30 protein-coding genes and 2 riboswitches are annotated in these 22,360 nt (G+C 42.6%); of the genes, 7 read left to right on the top strand and 23 right to left on the bottom strand.

Annotation, left to right across the window (positions count from 1 at the left end; all coding sequences use genetic code 11):
* Positions 1-12: 12 nt before the first annotated feature.
* From ABXS78_RS02815 to groES, 4 genes are all read right to left on the bottom strand, one after another.
* On the bottom strand, positions 13-546 hold the full coding sequence (locus ABXS78_RS02815) for a Gfo/Idh/MocA family oxidoreductase (RefSeq protein WP_366248823.1): 534 nt from the start codon (positions 544-546) through the stop codon (positions 13-15).
* Positions 459-989, bottom strand: coding sequence for a Gfo/Idh/MocA family oxidoreductase (locus ABXS78_RS02810; protein WP_366248822.1), 531 nt, complete (start codon positions 987-989; stop codon positions 459-461). Before ABXS78_RS02810 ends, ABXS78_RS02815 begins: the two co-directional genes overlap by 88 nt.
* Before the next feature lie 210 nt (positions 990-1,199).
* Positions 1,200-2,831, bottom strand: a complete 1,632-nt coding sequence (gene groL, locus ABXS78_RS02805) for a chaperonin GroEL (RefSeq protein WP_095223300.1) — start codon at positions 2,829-2,831, stop codon at positions 1,200-1,202.
* Between the two features lie 52 nt (positions 2,832-2,883).
* Positions 2,884-3,168, bottom strand: a complete 285-nt coding sequence (gene groES / locus ABXS78_RS02800; protein ID WP_095223299.1) for a co-chaperone GroES — start codon at positions 3,166-3,168, stop codon at positions 2,884-2,886.
* A 267-nt stretch (positions 3,169-3,435) separates the two neighbouring features.
* Here groES and ABXS78_RS02795 point away from each other — a divergent pair, with 267 nt between their 5' ends.
* Both ABXS78_RS02795 and ABXS78_RS02790 read left to right on the top strand, forming a co-directional pair.
* Positions 3,436-4,164 (top strand): type II CAAX endopeptidase family protein, encoded by a 729-nt coding sequence (locus ABXS78_RS02795; RefSeq protein WP_366248821.1) that lies wholly within the window; start codon positions 3,436-3,438, stop codon positions 4,162-4,164.
* 6 nt (positions 4,165-4,170) lie between these two features.
* The gene (locus ABXS78_RS02790; RefSeq protein ID WP_038558255.1) at positions 4,171-4,377 is read left to right on the top strand and encodes a DUF4305 domain-containing protein; all 207 of its coding nucleotides are present in this window, start codon (positions 4,171-4,173) and stop codon (positions 4,375-4,377) included.
* Positions 4,378-4,463: 86 nt separating this feature from the next.
* Here the strand turns inward: ABXS78_RS02790 and ABXS78_RS02785 are convergent, their stop codons facing one another.
* Positions 4,464-4,973, bottom strand: coding sequence for a GNAT family N-acetyltransferase (locus tag ABXS78_RS02785; RefSeq protein WP_366248820.1), 510 nt, complete (start codon positions 4,971-4,973; stop codon positions 4,464-4,466).
* Between the two features lie 74 nt (positions 4,974-5,047).
* Entirely contained in the window at positions 5,048-5,464 is a 417-nt protein-coding gene (locus tag ABXS78_RS02780; protein ID WP_366248819.1) for a carboxymuconolactone decarboxylase family protein, read from the bottom strand.
* Positions 5,465-5,587: 123 nt separating this feature from the next.
* On the opposite strand from ABXS78_RS02780, the gene ABXS78_RS02775 reads away from it, so the two are divergent.
* Positions 5,588-6,028 (top strand): Lrp/AsnC family transcriptional regulator, encoded by a 441-nt coding sequence (locus ABXS78_RS02775; RefSeq protein ID WP_366248818.1) that lies wholly within the window; start codon positions 5,588-5,590, stop codon positions 6,026-6,028.
* Positions 6,029-6,043: 15 nt separating this feature from the next.
* On the opposite strand, the gene ABXS78_RS02770 is transcribed toward ABXS78_RS02775, so the two are convergent.
* Complete coding sequence (locus ABXS78_RS02770) at positions 6,044-6,700, bottom strand: FusB/FusC family EF-G-binding protein (RefSeq protein ID WP_366248817.1); 657 nt, start codon at positions 6,698-6,700, stop codon at positions 6,044-6,046.
* 348 nt (positions 6,701-7,048) lie between these two features.
* Here ABXS78_RS02770 and ABXS78_RS02765 point away from each other — a divergent pair, with 348 nt between their 5' ends.
* Positions 7,049-7,321, top strand: a complete 273-nt coding sequence (locus ABXS78_RS02765) for a hypothetical protein (RefSeq protein WP_366248815.1) — start codon at positions 7,049-7,051, stop codon at positions 7,319-7,321.
* Positions 7,322-7,502: 181 nt separating this feature from the next.
* Here the strand turns inward: ABXS78_RS02765 and ABXS78_RS02760 are convergent, their stop codons facing one another.
* Positions 7,503-8,018, bottom strand: a complete 516-nt coding sequence (locus ABXS78_RS02760) for a DoxX family protein (RefSeq protein ID WP_366248814.1) — start codon at positions 8,016-8,018, stop codon at positions 7,503-7,505.
* A 341-nt stretch (positions 8,019-8,359) separates the two neighbouring features.
* On the bottom strand, positions 8,360-8,917 hold the full coding sequence (locus ABXS78_RS02755; RefSeq protein WP_366248813.1) for a cysteine hydrolase family protein: 558 nt from the start codon (positions 8,915-8,917) through the stop codon (positions 8,360-8,362).
* Between the two features lie 216 nt (positions 8,918-9,133).
* On the opposite strand from ABXS78_RS02755, the gene ABXS78_RS02750 reads away from it, so the two are divergent.
* Positions 9,134-9,325, top strand: a complete 192-nt coding sequence (locus ABXS78_RS02750) for a spore coat protein (protein ID WP_095223290.1) — start codon at positions 9,134-9,136, stop codon at positions 9,323-9,325.
* An 18-nt stretch (positions 9,326-9,343) separates the two neighbouring features.
* The gene (locus ABXS78_RS02745; RefSeq protein WP_095223289.1) at positions 9,344-9,637 is read left to right on the top strand and encodes a spore coat protein; all 294 of its coding nucleotides are present in this window, start codon (positions 9,344-9,346) and stop codon (positions 9,635-9,637) included.
* A 45-nt stretch (positions 9,638-9,682) separates the two neighbouring features.
* On the opposite strand, the gene ABXS78_RS02740 is transcribed toward ABXS78_RS02745, so the two are convergent.
* Positions 9,683-10,648, bottom strand: coding sequence for a hypothetical protein (locus tag ABXS78_RS02740; protein WP_366248812.1), 966 nt, complete (start codon positions 10,646-10,648; stop codon positions 9,683-9,685).
* 78 nt (positions 10,649-10,726) lie between these two features.
* Positions 10,727-10,831: riboswitch (SAM riboswitch) on the bottom strand.
* Positions 10,832-11,033: 202 nt separating this feature from the next.
* Between ABXS78_RS02740 and ABXS78_RS02735 the strand changes: the two genes are divergently transcribed.
* On the top strand, positions 11,034-11,642 hold the full coding sequence (locus tag ABXS78_RS02735) for a transglutaminase family protein (RefSeq protein ID WP_366248811.1): 609 nt from the start codon (positions 11,034-11,036) through the stop codon (positions 11,640-11,642).
* A gap of 347 nt (positions 11,643-11,989) precedes the next feature.
* Here the strand turns inward: ABXS78_RS02735 and ABXS78_RS02730 are convergent, their stop codons facing one another.
* The 13 genes from ABXS78_RS02730 to ABXS78_RS02670 all read right to left on the bottom strand — a co-directional run bounded on the left by ABXS78_RS02730 (position 11,990) and on the right by ABXS78_RS02670 (position 22,350).
* Positions 11,990-12,853 (bottom strand): DegV family protein, encoded by an 864-nt coding sequence (locus ABXS78_RS02730; protein WP_366248810.1) that lies wholly within the window; start codon positions 12,851-12,853, stop codon positions 11,990-11,992.
* Positions 12,854-13,109: 256 nt separating this feature from the next.
* Positions 13,110-14,570 carry an amino acid permease gene (locus ABXS78_RS02725; protein ID WP_366248809.1) on the bottom strand — a complete coding sequence of 487 codons (1,461 nt, stop codon included), beginning with the start codon at positions 14,568-14,570 and terminating at the stop codon, positions 13,110-13,112.
* A 111-nt stretch (positions 14,571-14,681) separates the two neighbouring features.
* Positions 14,682-14,868: riboswitch (Lysine riboswitch) on the bottom strand.
* A 119-nt stretch (positions 14,869-14,987) separates the two neighbouring features.
* Positions 14,988-15,491 carry a DoxX family protein gene (locus ABXS78_RS02720; protein WP_366248808.1) on the bottom strand — a complete coding sequence of 168 codons (504 nt, stop codon included), beginning with the start codon at positions 15,489-15,491 and terminating at the stop codon, positions 14,988-14,990.
* Between the two features lie 235 nt (positions 15,492-15,726).
* Positions 15,727-16,779: a tetratricopeptide repeat protein gene (locus ABXS78_RS02715; protein WP_366248807.1), complete on the bottom strand. Its 1,053-nt coding sequence runs from the start codon at positions 16,777-16,779 to the stop codon at positions 15,727-15,729.
* Between the two features lie 151 nt (positions 16,780-16,930).
* Positions 16,931-17,500: an HAD family acid phosphatase gene (locus ABXS78_RS02710; protein ID WP_366248806.1), complete on the bottom strand. Its 570-nt coding sequence runs from the start codon at positions 17,498-17,500 to the stop codon at positions 16,931-16,933.
* Entirely contained in the window at positions 17,500-18,606 is a 1,107-nt protein-coding gene (gene ribD / locus ABXS78_RS02705) for a bifunctional diaminohydroxyphosphoribosylaminopyrimidine deaminase/5-amino-6-(5-phosphoribosylamino)uracil reductase RibD (RefSeq protein WP_366248805.1), read from the bottom strand. Before ribD ends, ABXS78_RS02710 begins: the two co-directional genes overlap by 1 nt.
* On the bottom strand, positions 18,599-19,354 hold the full coding sequence (locus tag ABXS78_RS02700) for a GTP cyclohydrolase II (RefSeq protein ID WP_366249859.1): 756 nt from the start codon (positions 19,352-19,354) through the stop codon (positions 18,599-18,601). Before ABXS78_RS02700 ends, ribD begins: the two co-directional genes overlap by 8 nt.
* 235 nt (positions 19,355-19,589) lie before the next feature.
* Positions 19,590-20,060, bottom strand: a complete 471-nt coding sequence (gene ybaK, locus ABXS78_RS02695; RefSeq protein ID WP_366248804.1) for a Cys-tRNA(Pro) deacylase — start codon at positions 20,058-20,060, stop codon at positions 19,590-19,592.
* 29 nt (positions 20,061-20,089) lie between these two features.
* On the bottom strand, positions 20,090-20,497 hold the full coding sequence (locus ABXS78_RS02690) for a hypothetical protein (RefSeq protein WP_366248803.1): 408 nt from the start codon (positions 20,495-20,497) through the stop codon (positions 20,090-20,092).
* Positions 20,498-20,501: 4 nt separating this feature from the next.
* Entirely contained in the window at positions 20,502-20,705 is a 204-nt protein-coding gene (locus ABXS78_RS02685; RefSeq protein WP_366248802.1) for a helix-turn-helix transcriptional regulator, read from the bottom strand.
* 89 nt (positions 20,706-20,794) lie between these two features.
* Positions 20,795-21,301: a DNA topology modulation protein gene (locus ABXS78_RS02680; protein ID WP_366249858.1), complete on the bottom strand. Its 507-nt coding sequence runs from the start codon at positions 21,299-21,301 to the stop codon at positions 20,795-20,797.
* Between the two features lie 14 nt (positions 21,302-21,315).
* The gene (locus ABXS78_RS02675; RefSeq protein ID WP_366248801.1) at positions 21,316-21,780 is read right to left on the bottom strand and encodes a DUF523 domain-containing protein; all 465 of its coding nucleotides are present in this window, start codon (positions 21,778-21,780) and stop codon (positions 21,316-21,318) included.
* Between the two features lie 12 nt (positions 21,781-21,792).
* Complete coding sequence (locus ABXS78_RS02670) at positions 21,793-22,350, bottom strand: helix-turn-helix domain-containing protein (protein WP_366248800.1); 558 nt, start codon at positions 22,348-22,350, stop codon at positions 21,793-21,795.
* Positions 22,351-22,360: the final 10 nt, after the last annotated feature.

Genomic DNA, 22,360 nt, shown 5'->3' with positions numbered 1-22,360 from the left:
CTTTTATTACCTTTATTTTTTAAGCTTAACAGGTACACCACTTCTCGCTGATTCCAAAGCAGCATACGTCACCTCATGAGTTAGATATGCATCACGATAATCAGAGCGGATGTGCGAAGTGTCGCCAGTACGAACGGCATGAATAAATGCCTCATTTTCCCGAACGTATGGATTGTCCGTATCCTTATACACCGTCTTTATGCCTTCTTGGTCTATTTCTAGTTTATCGCCCTGCCAATCCAGTGTTCCTTTATCTGTATAAAACTTGAGCCCAACATCTCCCATGCCACTAGGAAGGACACATGTATTCGACAGGTTAGCTATCACGCCATTTTGCAGCCGTAAACTTACCGTTCCAATGTCAGGCACCGTAACATTATCATGCTTATTATGCTGTACTTGATTACCATACATCGCGTATACTTCTTCAACCTCACCGCAGACGTATCTCAGTAAATCTACAATATGCGTTGTTTGTTCGATAAATTGACCGCCAGATTCTCTTGATCTCTCCACCAACCCACCATGGGCATCTCGCCCATCCATTTACCTAATACCATACCAAGCATTTGGCCATTTACGTTTTCCTTTAGATACTGAACCGAATCACTATATCGAAAATGATACCCAACAGACGTAATCAGAGAACTCTCATTCATACGCTCTAACACCTTGGCTGGGATCTTGTCCTCTGTCCCCAACGGCTTTTCGATGAAGAAAGGAATACCGCGCCCAATAAGCTCTAATTCGATTTCTCCCCGAATCATTGGCGGTGTAACGATATAAACCGCATCAAGCTCCTCTGCATCCAGCATTTCCACATACTGATCATACCCATTTGCACCCTCATAATTGGACGCCATATCTGCTGCTTTCTCTTTGCTAGTTCCGCAAATAGCCTGGATCTGAACACCATCCATCTTTGATAGAATGTCCGCATGCTTACGGCTAAACCAACCCGTCCCAATCATTCCAATTTTGAGTGTCATGTTTTTCTCTCCCTTGTTGGTTGGTAGTGAGCTGTAAAAAAGAATGATAATGCTTATGTTTCAGCAGCAATGAAGATAGAAAAGAAAAAGCCTCCCAAAAGTCCATTGACAATTGAGAGGCTTCTTAGATTTAATTAGATTATTTAAATAATCCAATTAAAATTTATTTTAGGTTCAAATCCTTGTGTAGCAAAGGGGTTGTGGACGGTCTTACATCATACCGCCCATTCCACCCATACCGCCCATGTCAGGCATGCCGCCGCCAGCGTTTTCTTCTGGCTTGTCAGCTACTACTGCTTCCGTAGTTAGGAACATAGCTGCTACGGATGCTGCGTTTTGAAGTGCGGAGCGTGTTACTTTCGTTGGGTCAACGATGCCTGTTTCAAGCATGTTTACCCATTCGCCTGTTGCTGCGTTGAAGCCGATGCCGACGTCTTCTTTTTTAAGACGCTCGATGATAACGGATCCTTCAAGGCCTGCGTTGTGTGCGATTTGGCGCACTGGTTCTTCGATTGCACGAAGGACGATTTTCGCACCAGTTGCTTCGTCGCCAGTTAGTTCAAGACCTGCAACGTTGTTGTAGATGTTGACTAGAGCAGTACCACCACCAGCTACGATACCTTCTTCTACTGCTGCGCGAGTAGAGTTAAGGGCGTCTTCGATGCGTAGTTTGCGTTCTTTCAATTCTGTTTCAGTAGCAGCACCGACTTTGATTACTGCAACACCGCCAGAAAGCTTCGCTAGGCGCTCTTGTAGTTTTTCTTTGTCGAATTCAGAAGTAGTTTCTTCTACTTGTGCACGGATTTGTGCTACGCGGGAAGAAATGTTTTCTGGGTTACCGTTACCTTCAACGATAGTTGTGTTTTCTTTTGTAACAACAACTTTAGAAGCACGGCCAAGCTGTGTGATTTGCGTGTTTTTCAGATCAAGACCTAGGTCTTCTGTGATCACTTCACCACCAGTTAGTGTCGCGATATCTTCTAGCATTGCTTTACGACGATCACCGAAGCCAGGAGCTTTAACAGCAACAGCGTTGAATGTACCGCGTAGTTTGTTCACAACAAGTGTTGCAAGTGCTTCGCCTTCTACGTCTTCAGCGATCATCAATAGTGGCTTGCCTTGCTGTACAACTTGCTCAAGCACAGGAAGTACTTCCTGGATGCTGGAGATTTTTTTATCTGTGATCAAGATGTATGGATCTTCAAGAACTGCTTCCATTTTATCTTGGTCAGAAACCATGTACGGGGAAGCATATCCGCGATCGAATTGCATGCCTTCTACAACTTCAAGCTCTGTGTTGAAGCCGCGGGATTCTTCGATCGTGATAACGCCGTCGTTACCAACGCGCTCCATTGCTTCTGCAATTAGTTTACCAACTTCTTCGTCAGCTGCAGAGATTGCCGCTACTTGTGCGATAGACTCTTTGCCTTCGATTGGTTTAGAGATTTCTTTAAGCTGCTTGATAGCTACATCAACAGCTTTTTCGATACCGCGGCGTACGCCTACTGGGTTCGCACCAGAAGCAACGTTTTTAAGACCTTCGCGGATCATTGCTTGCGCAAGGACAGTTGCTGTAGTAGTACCGTCACCAGCGATTTCGTTTGTTTTGGAAGCAACTTCAGATACAAGCTGCGCACCCATGTTTTCGAATGCATCTTCTAGTTCGATTTCTTTTGCGATTGTCACACCATCATTCGTGATTAGCGGAGAACCGAATTTCTTATCCAATACAACGTTACGGCCTTTTGGTCCGAGTGTTACTTTAACTGCATCAGCAAGTGTGTCCACACCGCGCAGCATGGAACGACGAGCGTCTTCAGAGAACTTAATATCTTTAGCCATGAATAAAAACCTCCTAATATATCTTCTATGTTATATAAATCTGTTCTTCGGATTATCCTAGTACTGCAAGGATGTCGCTTTCGCGAAGAATTAAGTAATCTTTTCCTTCGTATTTCAATTCTGTACCAGAGTATTTAGAGAAGATAATCAAATCGCCTTCTGCAACTTCCAGCGCAACTCTTTCTCCATTATCGGTTACACGACCGCTACCGACGGCAACAACTTTACCTTCTTGCGGTTTTTCCTTCGCAGATTCAGGAAGCACGATACCGAATGCTGTTTTCTCCTCCTGCTCTACAAGTTCAATTACGACACGATCGCCTAGTGGCTTCAACATGTGAGAAACCCTCCTTATATAATCGATAATTTGATTTTTAGCACTCGAGTTAGTTGAGTGCTAACACAGTTATTATAATAATCAAAACGAATACGGAATGCAAGCCTGACACTCTGATAGTTGTTCGACTAATTTCTCGTTTGTCCTGCCAGAGTATGGACAATTTAACATGGCAATTACAAAGCGCACCGCTACATACTTCCCTGCTTCTTATGTTAAAATACGTAAGATGCCAACTACATAAGTAAGGCGGAAGGAGTCGTTATATTGCCAGCTCGTTATTGGTTCGTCATATTGACATATATTGTGATGCAGCTTTCCTCCATACTGCTCTTGCCTTTCGTTCCTTGGATGGAAGATCGAGGATTGGATATGGCAACTGTATCGTATTGGTGGAGTGTGATCAGCTTCCTTCTTGCTGTCGTTATCGTCTGCATTTTGCTGCGCAAGGACATGCGCACACCTGCAGTACGGAGCGCTACTGGTCCTGGAATGACGATTGTCTGGATTATCATCGGATTCTTTGGCGCTTATGCCGGACAGGTGATTGCAGGTTTGATCGAGATGTATGCTTTTGGAATCACACAAGGCTCAGAAAATACGTCCAACATCTTGGATGCTGTCAGAGAGGTTCCAGCGTTCGTACTAATTGTCGTTGTCTTCGCACCAATATTGGAGGAAATCATTTTCCGTAAGATACTATTCGGCGAAATCTACAAGCGAACAAACTTCTTCGTAGCAGTACTTATCTCCGCACTCGTATTCGGTGCCGTACATGGAGATTTCTTGCACCTATTGCAATACTTTGTCATGGGTGTCGTTTTTGCAGCTCTATATGTACAGACAAAACGAATCATCGTACCCATCATCACACACAGCTTAATGAACCTGATGGTTGTCATCATCCAGCTCTATCTCACCCCTGAAAGAATGGAAGAAATGGAAAGAATGCAGAAACAACTAGAAAATATGCAAATGATCATCTTTGGAGGATAAGAATTTATGATACGTTCACCATTGCCCGCCGCGATACTCTACCTTGTAATAGGTGTCTTCTTCGTCTATTGGGCCATTCATGACGTACAGGCAGCGAAAGACTGGACGATTTTCAGTATCTTACTTGCAGTGTTCGCTGCATTTGATTTTTACACGTCGTTCCGTTATTTCAGCCTTTACTTCAAAATCAAGAAAATGAACAACAAGAAATGAGGAAAACCAGCCAATCGAGGCTGGTTTTTTCGTTCCCTCATCCCTGTATCTTATGTAAGCTTGCCACTCCACAGATTCAGGATATGCTATATTTTCCGATAATATCTCAAGGCAGGATATCTTTCTCCATCTATATCATGATACCCAGGTCGCTCATGCTGGACGACAAACCCTCTTGCTTCATAAAAGGGTATTCCCTTCTGATTTCCCTTTGCTACAGATACCCACTGTTCAGTAGCGTTAAATTGTTCCTTTTGCTGTTTAGTGAGGGCATCTAGCAATTTCGTCCCTATCCCCTCATTGCGTCGATCAGGATCAAGATATAAAACGAACACCTCTCCGACACCTTCACTGATCATTCCACCACCGATAGCTCCCAGCACTTCTCCATCTTCGATCGCAACAAAGTATCCGCCCCAATCTCTGCTCGTCTCCGATACTTCTTTTAAGATCCTGTCGTGATTATAAAACTCATTGATTATCCCTTGAATGTACTTCTCCGAATGTGTTTCTTTGTACGTGGCCCAATAGCCTTCGCTACACACTTTGGATATACCCGCTACATGGTCTGGATTTGCCAGTGTTATTTGTATCATAATTGCCCCCTTCATAGGTTTTAACAATTAAATTATAGCAATATTTTGATAGATTATAGGCTATTGTCTTTTCATTACTCCTCCGCTTCCAGATTCATCAACGCTCCAAAATACTGCTGAGCAGTCGTAAAACAGATGAACGCACAAAGTTCACTGATCTCGGCCTCAGAAAAATATTCTTTCAGTATTGCAAAGGACGAATCAGGAACATCTCTTTTATCGCAGGCTTGAAAGACTGTAGCAAACCCTACTGCAACAGATGTCTTCTCATCAAACAAATCTGTATCCGGTTTTCCTTTCGCTTTGCAATAATCGCATCCGTTGTTTTGAGCAAGAGTACGCCTTACTTGTTCCTTCAAGTTTTTAGATAGCTTAGCATCTTTCTCTAAAATATCGGCTAGTTCTGACCAGGCTGTCATGATTCCCAGGTTATGTCCTAATAATTTCGAAAAGCTTGTTCTTCCGAATTTTGACTTTGATATTCTTGCCATGTCTTAACCTCCTTAGGTATATTAAATATAAGCATTCGTTTCGCTTGTTTACATATAAAAATTAACGCGATCAACGACTATAACTTATTTTTCTTAACGACTTTAGTGAGGGTGCTTTAAATAATGAAAATAGATGATACAGATAGAAGAATTCTTGTGGAGTTAACGGCAAATAGCCGACTATCCATGAGCGAACTTGGACGCCGGGTTAATTTATCCTCACCTTCTGTAAAGGAACGTGTGCAACAGATGGAGTCCTTCGGGGTAATAAAGAAGTACACACTGGAAATTGATTATGAGAAGCTGGGCCAACCTGTCCAGTGCATCATTGAAGCAACGATGAAGAATGGTAATTATAAGGGTTTCAAAGCCCTTATCGAGACAATGGATAATGTGGATTTCTGTTACCGGATTGCCGGCAATGCCTGCTTTATCCTGAAGATGCGTTTTGAGAATTTTGCTCAGGTGGAGGAATTCATTGATTCAATCGCTTCCTATGCTATGACTGTTACACACTTCATCTTTTCACAGATAGATGTCAACGCAAAAAGAGCAGACCGATAAGTCTGCTCTTTTCTATTACTGAAACAGATTGTCTAGAAAAGCATCTACTTTCCTTAAATCCGTCAGCTTTTCATTACATGCTTGACTGTCCTTGCATATATAGTTTCCTCTATTCACATAGGTCTCTTTCCCGCTCTTGACCCTTGTGACGAACAAGGCAACATCATCAAGGCTGTTACATAATGCACAGATGCCCTGTGTGCTGCTTTCATTAAAGACACCGGAAATGCCTTTGAGCTTGCCTTGATATTCTACGATCAAGTGCTGCTTATGTGCTCGCGTGTCGAACCATCCGATATACGACAATCTTTGATAATCCAGTGCATCCAGATCAGGCATCTGGAGCTTTTTCGCTTTCGGAAATAGCTTCTCCACCGTTTTCTTCGATACCTTCCGAAATGGAGTGACATACTGCTTCAGCTCGGATAGAAATGCTTCTGCTGCTTGATCATCTTCCAATTCGAGGAGACGGTTAAGAAGTACTTGTTGAGCTTTTGTCATATCCGGCAGCATCGCTTCTACTTTTGAGAAGGCGTGGAGTTTCACCCCGTCCAGTGTATCTCTATGGTTTACCGTAGCATAGGCATTGATAATATGAGACACCTGCCGCGCGATGAAGTTATATTGGTCATTCCGGATGAATGCTTGTTCTGTAGTTTTTCGTTTATCCATTTTCTGTTCGCTCCCTTATCTTTTTCATTGCTTAGATAAGTGCAAAGCCCGGACAGAAAAGGATACAATGGCGATTAGTAAACAGACTCCTCACACAAAGTATCGCCTTTCCTAATAGGCTTTGCATGAGCTGTTACAAATTCTGACGCATGAGCATTCCTCTCATTTGCCATCAGGTATCACCTCCACTTCCAGAATATACAAGAATGGAAGTCTTGGCAATACATCACAACGGCAAGATTAGTCGTTTATGTCTCTAACAGATAATGATCAGGATTTCTTTATCTTCGGATAACCCTTGCATTTATGCGCAGAATAACCTCGATTAATCATAAAGGAGTGTCCAGAATGAAAGAAATACTGCAGCAAGTAAAAGACAACTTAGAAAGAACGTTTGACTATCCTGATTCAAATGATTTAACTAGCAGTATTACATTGCTGGAAACAGCTATAGAACAATATGGTGATAAAGGGACTATGCTGCAAGACGCGATTCGTTCTTTAACACACGCACAAAATGCCAAAAACCAGTTGGAGTACGCGGGTGACATCTCTTCATCGGCATCGTTCGGACAAGCGTACACAGCTATTAATCAAGCTCTATCTTCGTATGACGAATAACAGTTATATCTCAAGCAGTTTCAAGATTGTTTATTTAGATCCCGAACAGCTTAACAGCCATCACTTCCATGCAAGACTGTTCATGTCTTAATACGTACTCCAATGAATGGTGTACCGGATTCTCTGACAGCTTAGATGCCATAGAAAAAACCTACTGCCTATTGCAGTAGGTTCTATATATTTAAGAAGCAATCGGCTTCGTCGGCGTTTTCGGTGCATGTTTTGGGTAGTGATTTCTTAGGTATGCTATTACCCAGCGATCGAGCCCGTACCGTCCAGCATTAGCTCCTGCGACTAGCAGGAAGACAGTAAGCAAGACCATTTGTGCGTTTGTGCTGACGGTTCCGCTGAACAGGAAGGCGAAGTTCATTGTTATTCCCATTAGAGCTGCAAAGTTGGTAAAGACGCCGAGAATAAGTGCGATTCCGACAAGTATTTCTCCCCACATGACGAGGAAGCTGAACAACCCTGCGTTAGGCAATGCGACTTGTTCTAGGAAGACCGCCCACCAGCCTTGTACCGCTGGATGATCTCCGCCGGCTTGCGCGACAGCGCCTTGCAGGAAGCCACTTGCATCAAAACCGCCGCCGGTCAGTTTGCCAAGTCCGCCTGTTAACCAGCTATAGCCTAGATAAATCCGGATTACTGCCCAAAGTGCCGCTGCTGCTTTACTATTTCGAATCCACTGTATGATCATTTTCTTACACACTCCATCCATGAAAATAGTTTGTTAAACATTTCACATATAATGTTGAGATGGATTAGCGCTTTTCCTTCTACACTTGTAGTATAAGCGAAAAGATCAGATTGCGCTCACTTTTGTGAACGTTTTCACAAATTCGCAATATTCCTTTTACAGTTTTGTGAACGTAGACAAAATGCTGTTTTAAATGGTTTTCTTTTCCTTTCACTTGCCATATCATTCTCTGACTTGGAGTTAATCTAATGTAGCTATGGGCAGAACTCATTCTTCCGACAAACCTATAGTTATAATAAAAGAAACGAGGCATAGCCTCGTTCTTTTATTCGTATATGTCCTTACCGATACGTATCATGTGTCGGCACGAACAGATCTTCCTCAGCCTGCCGGACGACAGAGAAATGATCTACATTATAGTGACCGTGCAGAATCTGATTGTGATGCTGGATGATTTGCTCTGCTGTCAGAACATCAGAACCGGCTGTTGAGTGACCATCTGCTACGAGTGTTACATCCATGCCTTGTACAGTTGCAGTACGAACTGCCGTGTCGATACAATGCTGGGTTTCACAGCCCATGATAACAACATGGGTAAATCCTTCACCTTTTACAAACTCCAGTAATCCTGTTCCGTAAAATGCATTTGTTGCCTGCTTGTCAAAGATGGGCGCTTCCGGCGGTGCTTGAATATCCGGATGAATCTGGAATCCAGCGCCCTTCCCTTCGGAGACATCTGTATCACGGACGAAAAGAATGGCTGCGTCTGCCGTTTGCGCTTTGTCGATGACTAGGTTGATTTTTTCAATCAGGTTCTCTTTGCGATAAACAGGTCTCTCTCCTGCTCCTCCTTCAATTAGTGCTTGCTGTGCATCGATAATCAATAATGCTTGCTTCAATAAAAGCTCCCCTTTAGCTGATTGCTATGACTCTCCTGCTTTGCGACTTGTATGCTGTCTTAGTATGTTTCATACTGAACCGCCTCCTACTTGAAAATTAACTGTAGTATACACCACTTCCTAGTAAAATGGTGTCATTTTCCAATCAAAAGATGTTTATTGTCTGCTCAATCCGGCTATCTATACCGTGTAAGAGAACACGTGAGGAGGATTAACATGGCAAAGAATAAATTAGCACTTCATGAAACGTTGGAAGTACACGAAGTACTTACTCTGAAACAGAGCTGCCTGGTGAAATCCTATGCATTACAATCCCTGGCCGAAGATGACACTTTGAGAATGATTCTGGATAATGATGTAACTAGTTCAGAGAAAGCAATCAAGGAATTGCAGGAAGTCCTATCTTAATAAAGGAAGGTGATTGGAATGAGTATCACGGAAAAATTGAAGACAGCAGGAAAAATGCGTGATGAGTTAATTGCGACGGAACTACTGGTTTCAGCTAAAGCCACTGTCAGAACCTATGCGGTTGCACTGACAGAAACTGCATCTCCCGATGTACGAAAGGTTTTGAAGAAACAATTGGATCAAGCAATTGATAATCACGCTAAAATCGCAGATTACATGATCAAAAATGACATGTACTATGCGCATGATGTGGACAAACAATTGAAACATGATAAAGAAAAAATCGAGAAGTCTCTCGAATTAGTGAAATAAAATAAACCTCGTACTGCCAGGGCGCTGTACGAGGTTTTTTATTTATTAAAATTGCAGTTCTTTACTTCTCCATAGATAGGTTTGAATCAGCTGATTCGTATCCTCAAGATCCTTTACCGATACGACCTGAGTTGTCTGGTCAAGATGCTCGATCGGGATATTCAAAACGCCTACCGGAATTTTAGTGGATAGCTTTTTGTAACGATGTCTGAATAGGAATTCCAACTGAAATGGAATGTCATGAGCAATGGCCAAATCGACGAGCTGATTTTTCAAAGTCTGATTGATTGGAATTGTTTTGTCTGCCACTTTGATCGCAACGCCGCTTCCTAATTCGATGGCTCCTCGGCTTTTATGGGCAATTCTTTGGCGAGGGACGGATCCGATAAAAAAGGCTGCTTCTCCTTCGAGCTGATAGGTAAGTTGCTTTTTGTTATGAAACGGAAAGAAGATGATGGTGATTTCCCCTTCAGCTGTATTCCATTGCTGCAGAAGATTGATTGCAATTGCCGGCGCCACTTTATTATCCAGCCCTTTCCCGACGACTCTTCCGCTTACCTCGTCCCCAAGATATAGAAAATCATCAAAAAGCGTTACATGATCACCAGGCTCAACGCCCATCTCACGCGCATCATTTTCTGAGTTCGCACCGATGTCGATCACAGCTGCATGCTGCTCTGCTTCACCTGCCATGATCACGCCCTGCACTAATCCATACTTTGTCTCCACTTGTACAGTCTGCCCCTGAGCATAGGTGAGCGAGAAGTAGTTTGCATCCGCTACAAGCGCACCTGATTCCGTTATCGACGTCACCACGTAAATCTCTTCCTTTACCTCAGCGAGCAAGGTTATCTTCGGCGAATACTTTTCTCCATATTTACGGACAATAAGGTTCCCCCGACTGTCAAAGTGCATCTCGTCTGCGAACGGTGTAATCTTATCGACGATCTGTGAAACAAATGACTGATTGTACCCTTTGTACTTGGACAGTTCCCGAATCAATTCAAACATGTTGCCTTCCCCTTTCTGTAGGCAGGGACAAATACAAAAGCCTCTCGTGCAAGATGCGTCGAGAGGCTTCCTCTATTCATCTTATCTGCCGGCTATGAACCGATGGAATTAGCACAGTATCTGTTGTCAGACCTGCTGCTGAGGTTTCACAGGGCCATATCCCTCCACCTCTCTAGATAAGAAACATATACAGTTTTCAGAAAGTTTACCAGACAACGATTAGATTGTCAATATAACTTATCGGGTTACTCGGATTAACAAATGTAAATTGCTTTAGAGAACCATAATATGTGCATAAGAATGATTTAGCACAATTAAAATTAATGAACCACCTAATTGATTTTATTGGTATATTTATACATATGTATTGGCAGGAGGGAGATACTTGAATCTTATACCAGAGAAACATTCTTACAATGATTACTTGAATGAATCAGATGTAATAGACTTCTCACATCCTCTGATCAAAGAGAAGATTAGTGAGCTGATTTCATCTCAAATGTCCGAAATAGAAAAAGTCAGAGCAGTATTCCATTATGTTCGTGATAGTATAGCGCACTCATGGGATATTCAAAGCAAGCGGGTGACTTGCAGAGCATCAGAAGTACTTACATACAAAGAAGGTATCTGTTATGCAAAATCTAATTTGCTTGCTGCCATGTTAAGATCAGTAGGAGTTCCCACTGGATTTTGCTACCAAAGATTGATGCTATTTGATACACCTGATAAAGGATATTGCATACATGCACTTAATGGAGTGTATATCAAAGACTTAAATAGATGGTTGCGTTTGGATGCACGCGGAAACAAACCCGGTATACAATCTGAATTTTCTCTGGGCGCAGAGCAATTAGCATTCCGAATTAATGAAGAATATGGTGAAATAGATTATCCTATTATCTACGCAACACCCAATACTAAGACAATACACACTCTAAAAACCAGTAAAGATGCTCTGATTATGTATAAGAATCACTTACCTGATTTTTTATGATATTGAAAAGGATCATATATGGGAGGACTGATTATAATGAGTTGGGAAGCCAGACGTGTCATTGCTGTTTTGTTTATTGCTATTCCTCTTTTAATCGCAATTTATCTTTGTTTTAATAGTCGTTTATTATTTCAAAATAGCTTTGACATGACTGATGGTGATGTTATAGGCAGGACTCTAATAATCATCTTTACACTTTATCTTTTCACGAAGATAGGCTTCTTTATTTTTAAGAGTGCAGAAAAGCAGCCTTAATACTAAAACTTCATTCAGCATAACAAAACCCTCGAACAATTAAATTGTTCGAGGGTTTATATATACGACTGATTAATATCACAAGCAATTTGCTAAACAGAATAATTAGCGGGCATCCAGCTTGCCCCAACCCCGCCTCTGCCAAAATGAATTGCCATAACGGAACTGATTTCATTGCTGATAAAAACTTCAACCTTATCTCCGCATATTTCCAATGCATGCTTTAGCTCAGTAGCAAGATCAATGGAATTCACATGTGTAATGCGAACAACTTGTTTTCCTGATTGTTCTATATCGTGTCGTAATCTTTCCAGCATCCATTTCAGCAGACGCTTCTTCGTACGGACTTTGCCCATAACCTCTAATTTCGCATTTTCAAAACCGATAATCGGCTTGATATGCAATAAATTTCCGATCCTTGATGCAGTCTTTGAAATACGCCCAGTACGTACTAGTGTAGTAAGGTCATTAATCGTAAGATACAGCTCCCCATGCGTTCGGTAATATTCAATTGCATCTAACAATTCATGGATTGACTTACCTTGCTCCATTAGTTCACATACTTTAATGACGATATTTTCTACTCCAATAGAAGCTGTATTCGTATCAATGACGGTGATTTTATCTTCGGCACCCTCGATTGAATCCCTTGCTATACGAGCCGAATTGACGGTACCGCTTACATTTTCTGTACAATGCAGGCTGATAATAGCATCATAACTAGCCAATAATTCTTCATAAAGCGTCATAAATATTTCTGGTGAAGGCAGGGAAGAAGAATAGGAAGCTCCCTCATCTATAAAACGAAATAACTGATCATTCGTAATCTCTTTTAAATCAATATAGGACTTATCATCTACGACAACATTTAAATGCGCGTAGTATATAAAAGGATATCTCTGTAAATCCTCTTCTCTCAAATTCGTCAGACTATCGGTCACAATTGCAATTTTCATATATTCACCTCTAATTCAGTATAACTTGTAAATCTAATAAAGAAACAAGAAGATTAGGAAATAAGTAATAAAATCAGATAAAAAAATACATATAAATATCACATATTTCCGTTTACTGCTACTATGTATAAATCTGGAAGATAATTAACATGAGCAGTATGAATTTAACTACTGTTGTATACATATAAAATACCCAATTCCTAAGGTTAATTATCATTTTCCATAGAAAAAGCTGCCGGTCTCCCGGCAGCTTTTCTTATTCTGGTGCTGTTTCATGTGCCGGAGTAGTCAAATCGACTTCCTCCAGTTTATGCACCTTTGTTTTCTTTTTCACTTTAAATATGATCCAGCAAAGCAGGAATACTGGAATACCAATATAAGACGCAATCAAAGTGCCCCATTCAATTCCATCTGCTGTGAAAGCAGACAAGCTCTGTCCGACAATAACGATGATACATAGCACGAAGGCAAGAATCGGCGCTGCCGGATAGAATTTCGCTGTGTATGGTAAATCCTTGATCTCATTTCCTTGAGCAATATATGCTTTACGGAATCGATAATGACTGACAGCAATACCTACCCAGACGATGAAGCCGGCCATACCTGACACGTTCAATAGCCATGTGTACACGACACCATTTCCGAAGAAGGATGTCAGGAAAGCAACACAGCCAACTGCTGCTGTTGCAATCAATGCGTTCACAGGAACGCCGTTCTTGTTTAGCTTACCAAGGAAAGCTGGCGCTTTTCCTTCTTTCGCCAAGTTCCAAAGCATCCGTGTACTTGCATACATACCGGAGTTACCGGCAGACAGGACAGCGGTAAGGATTACCGCGTTCATGACAGATGCAGCAAACGCAATACCCGCTTTTTCGAACACAAGCGTGAATGGGCTCAAACGGACATCGTCACTTGCAAGGCTTTCTGTTGTGTACGGAATGAGCATCCCGATAATGAAAATCGCCAAAATGTAGAACAGCAGGATACGCCAGAAAACAGAGCGAATCGCTTTTGGAATCGATTTTCTAGGATTGTCTGCTTCTCCAGCAGCTGCTCCGAGCAGCTCTGTTCCCTGGAAAGAGAAGCCTGCTGCCATGAAGACACCGATCAATGCTAGGAATCCGCCATTGAATGGCGCGTCTTCCACAGTGAAGTTGGAGAATCCAGGTGAGTCGCCGCCAAGGATTCCAATGATCATCAATAAACCAACAATGATGAAAATGATGACAGTAACGACTTTGATCAAGGCGAACCAATATTCGGATTCACCGAACCCTTTAACAGAAATATAATTCAATAAGAACATGATGATTAGACTGATAGCACTCCAGATCCAAGATGGTGTATCCGGGAACCAGAATCCCATGATCAATGTTACGGCAACGAGCTCAGCCGCAATTGTGATGGCCCAGTTGAACCAATAGTTCCATCCTAAAGCGAATCCGAATGATTCATCGACAAAACGTGATCCATATGTGCTGAAGCTTCCGGATACAGGCATGAACGCTGCCATTTCCGCCAAGCTTGTCATCAAGAAGAAGACCATACAGCCAATCAGCGCATATGCAAGCAATGCTCCTCCTGGTCCTGCACTGCTAATAGCTCCTCCGCTGGCAAGGAATAATCCTGTACCGATTGTACCTCCAAGGGAGATCATTCCTAAATGACGGGCTTTCAGTTCTCTGCGTAAACCCGGTTTTTTCGTGTTGTTACTCACTTTCTTTCCCCTCTCTGTTTCTTTCGTCCGTTGCGCTATAGATACGAAAAAAGGCCATCCCGGATAGTTTGCTCTATCGGAACGGCCTTTACTTATAAACAGCATCATTCTCACAAAGATAGCGCAACACGCCAGCTTTGCGACTGACGTGACAGTCCTGCCCCTATTCGAGTGCAGGCCCAGCCAGTAGGATTGGAGAATCCATCCGGCTTCGGCAGCTGTTCCTTTCCATCCTGATCAACGATATCTCCTGATCTTCCAGTCTGTACTCATAACAGCCGCAACCTCTACCTCATCAAATGATGAGGATTTGTATGCAATTAAAAAACCTTTTTAACTGTACTACACACATCGACTTATTTCAACAGGATTTTTTTCCCTGGATAAAAAACACGCGGCAAGCACGTGTCTTCGCTTTTATATAAGCTGTCTCTTGCTGTTTCTGGCTGGCCTGCTATCCCCTCTGTTTTTCAAGGATGGCATGATCCAGCGATCGACGCCGTACCGGCCAGCATTCGTGCCGCTAATGAGCAGTACTAAGCCCAGGATGATCAATATCAAGTTCTGCTGAACCGCACCGCTTAATAGGAATGAGATATTCATCAGTATTCCCATAAGAGCTGCATATCCAGTAAAGGCACCAAGCAGCAGCGCCAAACCGACCAGAGTCTCTCCCCACATGACAAGGAAGCTGAAAACCTCTGCATTTGGAAGCACTATTCCTTCCAGGAAACTTCCCCACCAGCTCTGAATGAAACCAGCGTCCGAGCGCGCTAATGTACCTTGGACAAATCCACTGGCATCAAAGTTTCCGCTCATCAGCTTACCTAAGCCGGCTGACAGGAACATGTACCCAAGATATAACCTGATCACTAGAAAAACGATTGCTGCTCCCTTACTCTGCCGTAAGTCGTTGATCATATGTTTCCCTCTCCTATCGCTGCCAGAATTGTAAACCGATGTGGTTCGGCACTTCCACAGCTTTAGTATAAAAGGAAATAAATAAGATGGAATATTTATATGCAATATTTAATAAAATAGTAATAATTTTAGAATAATTTAAAAAGATCTCCTAGATAGGCACTATATAGACAGATGCTGGTTTTTCGTGATTCTTAGGTGACAGGTAGAAAGTCCTGACATATTAATTGGTTTTTTACAGCACCGCAAGGCGGTAATAGTAATTTGCCTTCTCTTCTTCTCCTTTTAGCGTATAGTAATCGGCCATACGCAAGCTATAATAATGGACACTGTCTCTATCCTCAATTGCTTTATAATAGGCAATGCCTTCTGTCCATACTGCTTCAAAATTATCGCAGTCGACGAATTGCTTATGGAGCATGGCGAACGCCCATTGGTGGTCCTTATCCTTCTCTTTCTTACTCCTGGTAAATCCAATCTGGTAGTATTTCATTGCTTCTTGGTGGTGATTAGCACGGAAGAGGGATTCTGTCAGATAGTAGAGGCTCTTCAAGTAATGAGAGCAAGGAGTGGCATGTACAGCTTGATCAAAGCAGTCGGCTGCTTTATCGAATTTTTGCTGCACAAAATAAAGCAATCCAAGATTGTGATGGACCATTGATGCCAAATCAAGAGATGTTTCATCTGCATTATGATAACAGTCGAGTGCATCGTATAAATAGGTCTCGGCTTGTTCGAAGTTTCGTATCTCCAGGTGATTCAGTCCGAGCAGCAGCTTGCATTTCGTAAGGTGATACTGCTGCTTGTAAGATGTTGCATAACGCATAGCTTTATTCGCATTCAGTACTGATAGTGCCGGTATACCAGTGCGGTAATAAGCATGAGCCAGTTTATAATAGAAATCCGCTTTTTCTTCATCCTCTGTTAGATAAAGCTCTGCATGCTCATAATACTTTATTGCGTCTTTCCATCTTTTATTTTTAAAATGAACCTGCCCTTTAAAATATTGGTAGAAATATTCATTTTGTTGAGAAAGGGAATGACCGCCCGCTTCGAACTGATCCAACAGATAACCTGCAGTCAGCAATTGTCCCAGCATCACCTGGTAGCGAATAGTGAGCAGATCTGCAGTAATTAACACTTCCTCTAATCCAATGTCTTTCCTCATCGCATCAATTATATCTGCCAGCATTGCCGCTTCCTCTTGTTCTTCCCGTTTCATCACATCATAGAAGTCTTGCAGCAGCTCGCTAAAATCTTTATCTGTGACTGATAAAACCAGGCTCATAGTTACTCCTCCCCCTTATTTATATGATTCTGTTTATTACTATCCTAATATTAGAAATTTGCTATTTATTTTACTTCTCTATCCGATATTTATTTCCTGCCTATTTCCTAAAAACAAAAAAAGGATTGACGGTAAATCACCGCCAATCCTCCTATTTATTTTGTACCATGCTTCTGATTTCTGATAAATCGACTATTCTCGGCAGCTTTACACGCTGATTATATGATTGATCTTTAACAAACACTTTTGTTGATGAATCTTCCAGCAGGGTGTTCAACACATGCGGCTTGTCATCAAAATAATAATCCAGCTGAAGTTCTTTAATGATGTGTACTTTTTCCTCATCCTGCATGCCATAGCAGAATTGCTCATCCTTGATCGGAAAACCAAGAGCACGCATCCATTCCATTGTCCTTTCTCCATGCTCCTTCGGTCTTGAGGTAATATAATAAATCTCATGTCCCTCCCGATCCAGTTCCTGCAATAGCTCGACCGCACCTGGGAAAGGCGGACAAGTAGTATAGTAGATTTCCTCCAAGGTGGAATTCCACATCTCCAAACCCTGTTCATCCGTCAATCCGAATGGTTCATGGATTTCGACACGTTCAAGCTGATAAAACACATCAAGCGGAATGTTCTGATTCAGTTTTTTATTATAAATATGAAAGGCATGCTCCCGCAGATTGATGAGCGTATCATCGATATCAAAGCCAAATTTCATTATTCCATATCCCCTTTATCGTAGCGCGGATAGCCAATAAATTTGAAATCTTGTCCGATTTTAATGATGTCTGTATCAGTCAATTCCACTGCATCAGCCATTTTAGCGAAACCTGTTCCTTCCAGGAAAGTTGGCGCATCTTTCCCGCCAACCAATTTTGGAGCAAAGTACAGCACAGCTTTATCAATGAGATGGTTCTCCAAAAAGGACGCATGAATACTGCCTCCTCCTTCGATCAAAACGGAAGAAATAAGCTGCTCTCCAAGTGTCTTGACTACTTCCTTCACGTCTGCACGACTTGATCCGCTTGTCCGAAATATTTTTATCCCTTGTGACAATAAAGCTTTTTCTTTCTCCTCATTTGCCTGCTGGCTTGTGAAAATCCAAGTGTCTGCTAATTTATCAGTGAGCACTTTGCTATCCATCGGTATGCGCAGAGTGGAGTCCAATATAATTCGAATTGGATTCCGACCATTCGGTATTCTGGCAGTCAGTTCGGGATCATCTTCTATGACTGTATTAACACCAACGAGGATTGCCATGTTCTCATTGCGTAGCTGATGGACGTCCTGCCTGGAAGCTGCAGATGTAATCCACTTACTATCAAGTGAGTGGGTGGCAATTTTGCCGTCTAAGGTGGTACCTGCTTTTAACGTAATAAACGGTTTTTTCTCGACGATGAACTTATTGAATACCTCATTCATCTTGCGGGCCTCTTCTTCCCGGACACCGATGACCACTTGAATACCAGCTTCTTCGAGAATTTTCACTCCGTTTCCTGATACAACTGGATTCGGATCAAGCGTGGCAATGACTACTTTTTTCAAGCCGGCCTCTTTAATAGCTACAGCGCATGGTCCTGTGCGTCCATGATGGGAACAAGGCTCGAGCGTGACATAAATCGTCCCGCCCTTTGCTTTTTCTCCCGCCATCCGGATAGCATGAATCTCGGCATGCGGTTCACCGGCTTTCAAATGGGTACCTATTCCGACAATATGATTGTCGTTCACAATGACCGATCCTACCAATGGATTTGGATCAGTTTGCCCTTTCATTGCCTTGGCGATCTGCAAGGCCAAATCCATATAAAATGTATGATCAGTCATTGCTGCAGATCTCCTCATCCCCAAGGTGGCCGGAACGAACGATCTTCGTCTTCAGGTAATTCTCGTTGAACTCTGACACATCTCCCCATAACGCTGAGCGTCCGGAAAGCTGCATACCTGCCTGTTCCATTGCTGCGAGCTTACGCGGGTTATTCGTCATCAGCGTAACAGGTTTCGTGCGCAATGCTTTCAGTACTTGGATCGCATCCGTATAGTCACGGGAATCATCCACGAAGCCAAGGCTTTCATTCGCTTCTACTGTGTCATACCCATTTTCCTGCAGGATGTAGGCCATCGCTTTACTGAACAAGCCGATTCCTCGTCCTTCATGGTTAGCCAAGTAGAACAACGCTCCTGTGCCATGCTCGACAATTCGCTGCATGGACTGCTTCAGCTGAAAGCCGCAATCACAGCGTTTACTGCCAAAAATATCGCCTGTATGGCAGATGGAATGCATGCGGATCAGCGCATCTTCTCCTTCGGCAAAGTCACCATAAACCAATACACTGGACTGCTGCATTTCCGCCAGGTTCATATCAGATAATTTTTCGATGATTTCTTCATAATCCTTGGCTACTTCATCGCAATTCAGCCAGCAGTACCATTGGAAGGTAACTGTTTCTCCGTAAAGGTTAACAGGCAGCTTGATAGGGCCGACAAGATAAATGGCTCCCTCTGCTGTTGGAATAAGTTCAATTTTATCTTTCAAGATCGGAATGGCTTTCGATCCTAGTTTCATTTCTGTCATCATTTTTCTCCTTTTTTATCAGTGTACGTTAAATAACTGGATTTATGTAGGCACCAGTCCGCCAATACCTTCTTCTCAAATTGAGGTGTTTCTCCTTCTTCCATCATAGTATGACAGTCAAGATCTTAGAAGTAGGCACATCAAGGTTATTTAGTATCCAAAAGGTAACTATACACCGAATGACAAGCAGGGAAAATAAAAAGGCTCCTCTCCTAGAGGAGGCTGGAACCTTATTCTACTCAGTTAACGATGCTACTTTATAAAGCAAAATTTTGTTCAAATCGGCCAAGGTAAGTTCTACCTGATAACCGATTTTGCCAGCACTGAAAATAATGCTTTCGAAAGTTGAAGCAGCGACGTCCACGACAGTCTGGAAAACCTTTTTCATCCCAATTGGTGAGCAGCCGCCGTGAACATATCCAGTAAGCGGAAGCAATTCCTTCGCCGGCAGCATACGGATCGACTTCTCCCCAACACTCGCGGCAGCCCGCTTTAGGTCCAACTCTTTTTTCACAGGTATGACAAATACAAAATGCTGATTGGATTTGCTGACAGTGACCAGTGTTTTAAACACCTGAGCTGGATTTTGTCCTAATGCCTCTGCCACCTCGGCTCCGCTTATTGCATCTGTATCAGCGTAGCTATAGGATTTGTATGGGATCCTCTTTTGATCCAGCATACGCATGACATTCGTTTTGTAATCCATCGTAAACACTCCTTCTCTTGCCGCTTTACTTACAATCGTTTTACGAGAAATAATCCAGCTGTCATCAAAAATACAATGCCCACGCCATATAATGCAACAATACCGAGCTCAATCGTTTCGTAGCCTATTCCAAAAAGAATGAGCAGGAGTATACCTGAAAGCAGCCATACTCCTATAGAAGCTGCTGCTACATAATCTTTCAGCATCCTGACTGTGCGCTCATCCATTTCCGGCTGTCGTCTTCTGTCCTTCAACCAGCTGATCAGCATAGGCAAGCAGATGCCGCCAGCCATGCCGACCAGGATGAACAGGAGCAATCCTTTGCCCGACGGGAAGTCTTCGCCAATAAGATTCAATCCGAGCCAGCAGCCTAGGAAACAGCAGCACGTAATACTTACATATATCAGTAATTCATAACGCTTCTTCATCTTTCGCATATGCTTACTCCTCCTCCACATTAAAAAGCTGTTCAAACGGAACGTCAAAATACGCAAGCAGCCGAAAAACCAACTCTAAACTTGGATTGTATTTTCCTTTCTCGATAGCATTGATTGTCTGTCGTGTGATACCTAGATCCTCTGCCATCTTTACTTGGGTAATATGACGAGCTTGCCGCATTTCCCTTACTTTGTTATTAACTTTCATCTGCAACCTATCCTATCCACATGTAAAGGTACCTTTACAAATCAACATATACCAAAAAAGACCAAATGTAAAGGTCACTTTACACCTGGTCATTGCATATTAGCTAAAAACCTCTTTACTTCTTGAGGACTTTTCAATGTAATGATTTGCTTGTCCATTTTCAGGTCCATAAGCTTTTGCTGCATCTGGGGACGTTTTTTACTGGGGAACTCCCAAATCCATTTAAGGAACTGAAAATCAATTTTCTCCTTACAATCTGCCTGCATATCAGGACGTGATCGATTATGATACATGAGGCGCCTTTTCAAGACCCGGTACAGACAAAGAGTCCGTGGCATATCCAGAAAAATGATGGTATCGGCTGCTTCCAGCCGGATGTCTAGCGTGCTCTGGTAGTTGCCATCGATAATCCAGCTTTCCCGGTTTACTAATTGTGATTGAATCTGCTTTTGTTCTTCTCGCGGTGTAAGTATCCAATTCGGTTTCCAAAGAATAGCGTCCAAATGCCACACTTCTATATCCAGTATCCTTCCCATATCCATAGCCAAAGTGGACTTGCCAGATCCACTGGAACCGACTAATGCAATTCTCTTCATCGTATGCATGCTGCTTACACTCCTGCTAATTCCTTCTCCAGCTCCAATTCTGAAATTACACGAATTCCAGCTCGTCTGAACATAGCTGTCGTGACACCGGCTCCAGACTGCTTCACGCCTTGGAAATTACCGTCATAAATCATATTGCTTCCGCAAGATGGACTGTTTTCCTTTAATACAACCAAATCCACATCCTGCTCATTAGCGATTGCTAGGGCACGTGCTGCACCTTCTATGTACATATTGGTAACATCTGTTCCGGAGTACTCGATGACCCTTGCTTTGCCATCCAACACGTCATACCCATTCCCCCCGACGATCTCAGCTGGTTCCCTTGGGGTTACGAATCCACCTAATAATTCCGGGCACACGCTGATCGCTTTTTTCTGAGCAATCAGCTGCTCCACAATCGTATCGGTGGCTGGGGTTCCATTATAACGTACTGGTTTTCCTGCCAAACAAGCACTTACCAAGATCATACAGATTCCTCCTTACACTTCTGGTTCAGGATAATACATCAGTAAGAAAAAGCTGGCTGTACTGGCTGTTTTGTTTTCATAACTATGCATCGTATTGCCGGAGAACTGCAGTGCATCACCAGTTTTTAACTGATGTTCTTCCCCATCCAGAAAGACTGTCAGTTCTCCTTCCCGTATTAGCAAATACTCCTCTCCAATATGTGTTTTCGCTCCGTGTACGCATCCCGGCTCCAATTCCACCGTGTAAATCTCGAATTTCTTGTCAGGCTGGAATTTAAAATAAGGAAATACTCGATAGCCGCCTTCCTCATCCTCTACAGCGGAAATATCCTCTTTATTAATCTTAATAAAAGAGACCTTATCGTCTTTCATAAAATACGAAAATGAAACCTGCAAGCCATTAGCTATTTTCCACAACGTGGATACCGTCGGATTGGATTTCCCCTTTTCGATTTGCGCAAGCATCGCTTTGCTCACACCTGTCAGCTCAGCTGTACGATCAAGACTAAGCCCGCGGCTTTTCCGCAAGCCAGCAAGATTTCTCGCAATCATTTTATTCAAATGCTCCACTATGATCCTC

Source organism: Terribacillus aidingensis (assembly GCF_040703035.1).
GTDB lineage: Bacteria > Bacillota > Bacilli > Bacillales > Amphibacillaceae > Terribacillus.
Note: the sequence above shows the minus strand (reverse complement) of the source record. Positions and strands in the feature narration are given on the sequence as shown.